Source organism: Streptococcus sanguinis, from assembly GCF_020729765.1.
Classification (GTDB): domain Bacteria; phylum Bacillota; class Bacilli; order Lactobacillales; family Streptococcaceae; genus Streptococcus; species Streptococcus sanguinis_Q.
In genome coordinates, this window is the sequence record NZ_JAJEPD010000035.1 from 18,000 (window position 1) to 27,591 (window position 9,592).

Annotated in this window: 1 protein-coding gene; it reads left to right on the plus strand. The window is 46.3% G+C overall.

Annotated features, from left to right (window positions below):
* Nucleotides 1-8 precede the first annotated feature (8 nt).
* Complete coding sequence (locus K4H96_RS04895; RefSeq protein ID WP_223336715.1) at nt 9-9,581, plus strand: CshA/CshB family fibrillar adhesin-related protein; 9,573 nt, start codon at nt 9-11, stop codon at nt 9,579-9,581.
* Nucleotides 9,582-9,592 lie beyond the last annotated feature (11 nt).

Below are 9,592 nucleotides of genomic sequence, written 5' to 3' on the forward strand. Positions count from 1 at the left end.
GAGATTCTATGGGAAAAGAATTATTTAACCCCCATTTAAACAAGTTTTCGATTCGAAAATTAAATGTCGGAGTTTGCTCGGTATTATTATCTACCGTTTTCCTTTTAGGTACTGCGACTACGGTCAATGCAGATGAAACTGCCAGCGGATCTGTAGATGATAATATCTCACTGCCAGAAAAACCAACGGACTCTGCTGTGAGTCAGACAGTCAGTCAGCCTGCTCTTGAGAATACAGCAACATCTGCAGTTTCTGAAGCAGCTAACTTAGAAGCAAGTGCTGATCAAAATCAGCTGGTAAGTCCAGCTGCAGCTCCAGATCAAGCGACATCTGAAAAGGCACAAGAAGCTAATCAGACAGCTGAGACCTCTAATGAAGCAAGACCTGCTGAAGCTAGTCGGACGCGCTCTTATTCAGTGCAATATACGCCAAAACCAAGTTCTGCGGCTATGCCAAGGTCTGATCGTAACGGACAGCCAATGGAGACAGGAACTTCATTCCGTACAGCCAGTCCTGCTGGTCAAGCTAGCTCTGCTATACAAGATGCAACACCTAATCCTACAGTTTCTAAACCAACACTGGAAGAATCAGTAAGAAAACGCTCTGATGAGTTGATGAAGCAAGTGAACTGGCTAGATTTTGGTGATACGAAATCACTGAGAAATCTAGATAAAGATGGCTCGTTTAAAGTTGGAACAGTATATGAAAAGGAGATTTCACCGGGCTATGTGGTCAAACTGACTGTGACGGAATTGAAACCTTTCTATGCGACAGAGATCTATCGTGATCGAGTAAAGGGGACTGAGTACGAAAGCAGTTATGATCCCAATGCAAAAAATACTTGGCTTCAATACACCAATAGCAATAATTATGCTTATCAGTATTGGTATGGTGATGATTACCGTCCTAAAATTACTGGTGCTGCTCAGAATCAATATTCAGCTATTAAGTCAGAGGGAATTGATACTAAAGGTCGTAAGACCCAACTGCAGGTTCCTAAAGATGAAGCCAACTATGGTGTGAAATTCAAAGTTGAAGCTAGATATCGTGGGAAGCCAGTTAAAGCAACAGTTGTCATGGCTGATGGAGAAGAGGCAAACCCTGGTGAGTATGCTATCTTTACAACCAATGGTAAGGGATGGGAACATTTGGCCGAGTGGAAGCGTACAGTTACAGACGCAAATGGTGTGACGACTGAGATTACAGAAACCTATAAGCCAATGAAGCCTACTACAGAAGGCCAATTTATTGGAGATGACGGTACTGGGGTTCATTGGCAGGCCTATGTCAGTCCTGACCAAAAGACTGGCGGACTGGGAAGTCAAGTATTTGGACCGAACGTTTCTAGAAACAATACAATTCCACTTGTGATGACTCGTGGTGCTTCAGAGGTTGGTATTTACATAGCTTCTTCTGGTCAGCAGGCTGCGATGATTGGGTTTATGGCAATTGATGAAGGTGATGCACCGGATTCCTATGGAAAAGCGATTCATGCTATTTCAAGATACAATGCAGAAACTGGCGGTCAAAATCCACAGCCATTCTTGGGCCGTGTTGCGGCTGATATTGATACCACATCTGGAAACAACTGGAAGCATGACGATCAGAATGATTTAGCCGATGAAGGTATTAATCAGCTCTTGTCTGATGATTTAGTCGGGAAAACTAATGGTCTTTTTCCAGTAAACCGTCTGCACGACGGAGATTATTCTCTCCGCATCCATGCTTCAGCTAACGGATACGAAAAAGCCTATGTTCGCGCATGGATTGACTTCAATAATAATGGTGTCTTTGACGAAGACGAAGCCAGTGAATTTACCGAAGTAACAACTGCGGGAGATTATACTGTCAACTTTAAGAAGAATCCAGCTATGACTAATCCTGAACTTAGCAAGCTGGGAATGCGTGTTCGTATCGCCTTGAACAAGGGAGATATTGAAAAGCCTACTGGAACAGCATTTAGTGGTGAGGTGGAAGATCTAGAAGTTGAACTGACTTATCCACCAAAAGGTGAGAAGAAGGAAAGTACTGGGATCCGTGATCAGAGACAGACAGCCACTCTTCATTTTACTCCGCAGGGGATTGCTCAAAATACTGAGAATAAGAGAGTAGCGATTGATACTACTAAAGCTCCGATTGTATTGGATGCGAGAGGAAACGTCCTGACTGCTGATGCAGCAGGCTGGTACAATACTGCTGAAGGCCGTTATAAAGTAACAGCAAACGGTGCTGATGTAGATGTGGTATATGAGCCTAAGGCAGGCTTTGTCGGCACAGCTCAGGGAATTAACATCCGTCGTTTCGATACTAACGGCGCAAGTACGGATTGGATTGCCAAAAATCAGGCTGAACCAGTCATCAATGATCAACTGAATACGATGGATGGACGCTATGTGCCAACTGTGCTGAATGTTCCTAAGTATGAAACAACGGATGCTCAAGGATTAACGCAAGAAAAGACGCCTGTCTTTAATGATGGTGATGCTGGCAAAACTCCGGCAAGTCCGACGGCAGCAAATCCAGTAAAATTTGTGAAAGCGGATGGAACGACTACAGATGATACTAGAGTTCCAGCTTTATCAAATGGTCGGGAAGTCGGTCGTTTTGAAGTCGAATCTGCAACAGGTAAGATTACTTTCAAACCAAACAAAAACTTTGTTGGTACTGTAGACCCTGTGTCTGTTCAAATGATTGATGGCAAAGGCATTCCGCATCAAGCTGTTTATCAGCCAAAGGTGACACCTGTCAGACCAACTGCTCAAGGTGCCAGCAGCGAGGCCATTCAAGGTGCAGTTCAGACAGGACAGCTGACCTTCAATCCGGGCAATAATCGTGTGCCTATTGATAGCAAGAAGTTGCCAACCTTTGATAATGACAGCCAAACTAAAACAGTTGCTGGTGTCGGCACTTATCAGGTGGATAATCAAGGCCTAGTAACCTTTACTCCACTGCCGACTTATACTGGACGTCCAGCGGCAGAGACTGTCAAGCGACTAGATGTCAATGGAACAGAAGTAACAGCTACCTATCAGGCTGATGTAAAAGCAGCAGCACCAAGTGCGACGAATGCTGAAACCAGTGGCATACAAGGCCAAGTTCAGCGAGGCAAAGTCAGCTTCACAGAAGGTTCTGCGCAAGTCAACGGTCAAAAACAAACGGTGGCCTTTCCAACTGGCTCAACTCCGCTCTTCGACAATGGTTCGACTGTTAAAGAAGTGGCTACTGTTGGTAAGTTTGAAGTGGATGAGGATGGAAATGTAACCTTTACTCCAGAGAAACAATTTAAAGGCCTTACGCCGGACATCAGGATTACTCGTACAGATACGAATGGTAGCACAGCTACAGCTATCTACAAGGCAACAGTCACTGCTGTTACTCCAACAGGGACAAACATCACCAGCACTGGTAAACAAGGTCGTCCACAGACAGGTAAGCCAAACTTTGTCAGTGGTAACCCAGATGTACCGATGGATAATGATACTCCAGCGACTTTCGATGATGGAAGTAAGCGCAAGGTCGTTCCAAATGTCGGAATCTTTGAAGTGGCACCAGATGGATCTGTCACTTTCACACCAGACAAGCAATATGTTGGTACACCGGATCCAGTTCTTGTTAAGCGAGTGGACAAAAATGGCACTCCTGTGACAGCTAAATATACGCCTACTGTTGAGAAAGTGACCCCAAGAGCAACAGGTGCTCAGACAAAAGGCCCTCAAGGTCAAGTTCAAAAAGGAAAAGTTACTTTTGAACCAGGAAGTCCTCAAGTTGGTTTCCCAGAAAACAGCACCCCAGTCTTTGACACCGGCACGAATGTGAAAGAAATTGCCAAAGTCGGTAAGTTCGAGGTGGACGGAGAGGGTAATGTCACCTTTACTCCAGTCAAAACGTTTGTCGGTAAGACACCAGAAGTTGAACTCAGCCGCGCAGATATCAATGGCACAGTAGCTAAGGCCAAATATCGAGCGACTGTGACTGCTGTAACTCCGACGGGAACTGGAGATCAGACAGAAGGTCCGCAAGGCCAAGTTCAAAAGGGCCGTGTAACTTTTAAAGCTGGCGATCCAAAAGTCGGATTCCCAGCCAACAGCACGCCAGTCTTTGATACAGGTACGAATGTAAAAGAAATTGCTAAAGTCGGTAAGTTTGAAGTAGATGGAGAGGGCAATGTCACCTTCACGCCAGACAAACAGTTCAAGGGTGAAACGCCAGAAATTAGCATTTCTCGCAAAGATGCAAATGGTATTGCAGCGAAAGTTACTTATATTGCGACGGTTACATCAGTAACTCCAACAGGTACTAATGTGACTAGCACCGGTCCTCAGGGTATCCCGCAAACTGGTACCCCAACTTTCCAAGGTGGTGATCCGCAAGTTCCGATTGATGAAGCAGTCACGCCAACCTTCGCAGATGGCAGCAAGGAAAAGACTATTCCAGGTCAAGGAACTTACACCATTACTTCAGATGGCGCAGTGACCTTCATGCCAGAGAAGCAGTTTGTAGGAAAGCCAGATTCAATTACTGTAAAACGTGTCGATAAGAACGGAACGTCAGTAACTGCGACTTATAGTCCAGAGTTCATGAAAGTCACTCCGACTGGTACTGGTGATAAGACTGAAGGATTGCAGGGTCAGGTTCAAGAAGGTCATGTTACCTTCACACCTGGTCATGCCTCTGTACCATTCCCGGCTGAAACAACTCCGCTCTTTGACAATGGTTTGACTGTTAAAGAGGTTCCAACCGTTGGTAAATTTGAAGTGGATGCCAATGGCAAGGTTACTTTCACGCCAGACAAGCAGTTTAAGGGAACCACTCCTGAGCTGACATTGGTTCGAGCTGATGTGAATGGCACTCCTGTCACCGTCAAATACCAAGCTGTAGTGAAAGAAGTGGTTCCAACGGGAACAAATATCACCAGCACTGGTGAGCAAGGCCGTCCACAAACAGGCAAGCCAAACTTCGTGAGTGGCACTCCGGGAGTTCCACTGGATAATGATACTCCGGCTACTTTCGATGACGGAAGCAAGCGCAAGGTTGTTCCAAATGTCGGTATCTTTGAAGTGGCACCAGACGGTTCTGTCACCTTTACCCCAGATAAGCAATTTGTTGGCACACCAGATCCGGTTATTGTTAAGCGAGTGGACAAAAATGGCACTCCTGTGACAGCCAAGTATACGCCAACTGTTGAGAAAGTGACTCCAAGAGCGACAGGTGCTCAGACGGAGGGGCTTCAAGGCCAAGTTCAAAAAGGCAAGGTTACTTTTGAAGCAGGAAGTCCGCAAGTCGGCTTCCCAACCGACAGCACACCGGTCTTTGATACTGGTACTACTGTAAAAGAAATTGCCAAAGTCGGTAAGTTCGAGGTTGATACAGAGGGGAATGTTACTTTCACACCAGTCAAAACGTTTGTCGGTAAGACACCAGAAGTTGAACTCAGCCGTACAGATGTCAACGGTACAGCAGCCAAGGCCAACTACCAAGCGACTGTGACCGCTGTGACTCCGACCGGTACTGGTGATAAGACAGAAGGATTACAAGGTCAGGTTCAAAAAGGTCATGTCACCTTCACGCCAGGCCATGAATTAGTTCCATTCCCAGCAGGCTCGACTCCGCTATTTGGTAACGGAAAAAATATTAAAGAAGTACCAAATATCGGTAAGTTTGAAGTAGATGCTGATGGCACTGTGACCTTCACTCCAGACAAACAATTCAAGGGTGAAACACCAGAATTAGGAATTATTCGTGTGGATGCCAACGGTACTTCAGTAACAGTTAAATACCAAGCGGTAGTGAAAGAAGTAACTCCAACAGCTACCACCGTTACGAGCATCGGTCCACAAGGTATCCCGCAAACAGGAACTCCAACCTTCAAAGCTGCGGACCCGCTAGTTCCAATCGATGAAACAGTTGAGCCAACTTTCGACGATGGAAGTAAGGAGAAGAAAATTCCAGGCCAAGGAACTTACACCATTACTCCAGATGGCGTAGTGACCTTCACACCGGACAAGCAATTTGTGGGTAAATCAGGCCCAATCACAGTTAAGCGAGTGGACAAGAACGGCACACCAGTGACAGCAACTTACAGTCCAGAGTTTACTAAAGTAACTCCAATAGGTACTAATGCAACAAGCACTGGTCCTCAAGGTGTTCCACAAACCGGTACTCCAACGTTTGCGGGTGGTGATCCACTAGTTCCAATTGATGAATCAGTAGAGCCAACTTTCGAAGATGGCAGCAAGGAGAAAAAGATTCCAGGTCAAGGAACTTACACCATTGCACCAGATGGCGTAGTGACTTTCACACCTGAAAAACAATATGTTGGTAAACCAGATCCAGTCACTGTGAAACGTGTAGATAAGAACGGCACGGAAGTGACTGCGACTTACAGTCCAGAATTTACGAAAGTAACTCCAACAGGTACTGGTGATAAGACAGAAGGCTTGCAAGGCCAGGTTCAAAAAGGTAAGATTACTTTTGAAGCGGGAAGTCCGCAAGTAGGTTTCCCTGAGAATAACACGCCAGTCTTTGATACTGGCACGAATGTCAAAGAAATTGCCAAAGTCGGTAAGTTGGAGGTTGATATGGAGGGTAATGTTACCTTTACTCCAGTCAAAACCTTTGTAGGCAAAACTCCAGAAATCGAACTCAGCCGTGCCGATGTCAATGGTACAGTAGCTAAGACTAACTACCAAGCGACTGTGACTGCTGTAACTCCAACAGGCACCGGTACTAAGACTGAAGGCTTGCAAGGTCAAATTCAAGAAGGACAAGTCACCTTCACTCCAGGCCATGATTCAGTTCCATTCCCGGCAGGTTCAACTCCATTATTCGATAATGGTACCGCAGTTAAAGAAGTGCCAAATGTTGGTAAGTTCGAAGTGGATGCGGACGGCAAGGTGACTTTCACTCCAGACAAACAATTCAAGGGTGAAACACCTGAACTCGAATTGACTCGTGTGGATGCCAATGGAACATCAGTAACCGTCAAGTACCAAGCGGTAGTGAAAGAGGTAACTCCAATAGGTACCACCTCAACCAGCACTGGCCCACAAGGCCGTCCACAAACTGGTAAACCAAACTTTGTTGGTGGCGACCCGAATGTACCACTGGATAATGATACTCCAGCGACTTTCGATGATGGAAGCAAACGCAAGGAAGTTCCAAATGTCGGAATCTTCGAAGTAACACCAGATGGATCTGTCACTTTCACACCGGACAAGCAATTTGTTGGAACACCAGACCCAGTTGTTGTTAAGCGAGTAGATAAGAATGGTACCCCAGTGACGGCTAAGTACACGCCTACTGTTGAGAAAGTGACCCCAATAGGAACTACCGCAACTAGCACTGGCCCACAAGGCCTTCCTCAAACGGGCACCCCAACCTTTGCAGGTGGTGATCCATTGGTTCCGATTGACGAAACAGTTGAGCCAAGCTTCGACGATGGTAGCAAGGAAAAGACCATTCCAGGTCAGGGAACTTACACCATTACTCCAGATGGCTCAGTGACCTTTACTCCAGACAAGCAGTTTGTAGGCAAACCTGATCCAATCACTGTTAAACGTGTGGATAAGAATGGTACTCCAGTAACTGCGACTTACAGTCCAGAGTTTACTAAGGTGACTCCAACAGGTACCGGCACTAAAACAGAAGGCTTGCAAGGCCAAGTTCAAGAAGGCAAAGTTACCTTCACTCCAGGCCATGATTCTGTTCCATTCCCAGCAGGTTCGACTCCGTTATTTGACAATGGTTCCACAGTTAAAGAAGTACCAAATATTGGAAAGTTTGAAGTGGACGCAGACGGCAAGGTTACTTTCACTCCAGACAAACAATTCAAGGGTGAAACGCCAGAACTTGAATTGACTCGCACTGATGTCAATGGTACCTCTGTTACAGTTAAGTACCAAGCGGTAGTCAAAGAGGTAACTCCAACAGGCACCACCGCAACGAGCACTGGCCCACAAGGTCTTCCGCAAACCGGCACTCCAACTTTCAAAGGTGCAGACCCACTAGTTCCGATCGATGAGACAGTTGAGCCAACCTTTGCAGATGGAAGCAAGAAGAAGACCATTCCAGGTCAAGGAACGTATACCATCACTCCGGATGGAGCAGTGACCTTCACCCCAGACAAACAATTTGTAGGCACACCGGACCCAATCACTGTGAAACGAGTAGATAAAAATGGTACACCAGTGACTGCGACCTACAGTCCAGAGTTCACCAAGGTAACTCCGACAGGTATTGGTACCAAGACAGAAGGTCTGCAAGGTCAGGTTCAAAAAGGTCAAGTGACTTTTACGCCAGGACATAAATTAGTTCCATTCCCAGCTGGTTCGACTCCACTCTTTGGTAACGGAAAGAATATTAAAGAAGTGCCAAATGTTGGTAAGTTCGAAGTGGATGCGGATAACAAGGTGATCTTCACCCCGATAAAACAATTCAAGGGTGAAACGTCAGAACTGGGATTGATTCGTTTAGACGCTAACGGAACTCCTGTTATTGTCAAATATCAAGCAATAGTGAAAGCAGTAGTCCCAACTGGTAAAAATGCTTCCTCTACGAATATCAAAGGCCATGTTCAAACTGGCACACCTGTCTTCGAAGCAGGTGACCCATTGGTGCCAATTGATGAAACGATTGCGCCAACCTTCGAAGACGGAAGCAAGGAAAAGACTATTCCGGGTGAGGGAATCTATACCATCACACCAGACGGTACAATCACTTTCACTCCGGAAGCTGATTTCCTTGGTCAGGGAAGCGGTGTGACTCTTATTCGTCGTGATAAGAACGGTACCTCAGTTACAGCTCGCTATGTTCCAACCGTGGTGGAACCATCAACTAGCAAGGATAGTGTGTCTAGTGGCCGTAAGGGCCAAGCTCAAACGGGCATGCCGACCTTTGAAGGGGCGATTGACCAGGCAGTGGCACCGACCTTTGTGGACGGCAGTACCGAAATGGTTGTCCCAGGTGAAGGAACTTACAGGTTCAATATGCTAGGAGCAGTGACCTTTGTACCAGAAGCTGACTTTGTCGGAACTGCTCGCGGAGTTGTCGTGAAGCGTTCAGATATTTATGGCAATGCTGTGACGGCTACCTATACCCCAACTGTCTTGGGAAGTACTGCCGCAGAAGATACCAGCAGCACGGGTCTTAAAGGACAGCCTCAGACCGGTAAACCAATCTTTGAAGGCGACGTAGATCCAACCGTTCCTCCAACTTTCGAGGATGGCAGTACTGAAAAGGTTGTTCCAGGCCAAGGTACTTACACGATTGCGCCAGATGGCACTGTGACTTTTGTACCGGAAACGGGCTTTGTCGGCCAAGCTGACGGTGTGACAGTGATTCGCAAAGATCGTAATGGTCAGACGATTTCAGCAGTCTACGTTCCGACTGTGACAGAAAATCCTGTTCAGCCAGAGCGGACGATTACGCCTGCACCACCATCTCTTTCTAAGAGTGAGGGTGCAAAATCCCTTCCTAAGACAGGTACAGAAGAAACTTCATACTTAGCTGCAAGCTTACTTGCGGGAGTATCAGGTTTGGGACTGATTGGCTTAGAGAAGAGAAAGAAAAAGTCTGAAGACTAAGAGGTGAGAAC

What these genes read in the sequence shown, in the direction of transcription:
- K4H96_RS04895 (WP_223336715.1), top strand. Translation starts at nt 9, where the DNA reads ATGGGAAAAGAATTATTTAACCCCCATTTAAACAAGTTTTCGATTCGA.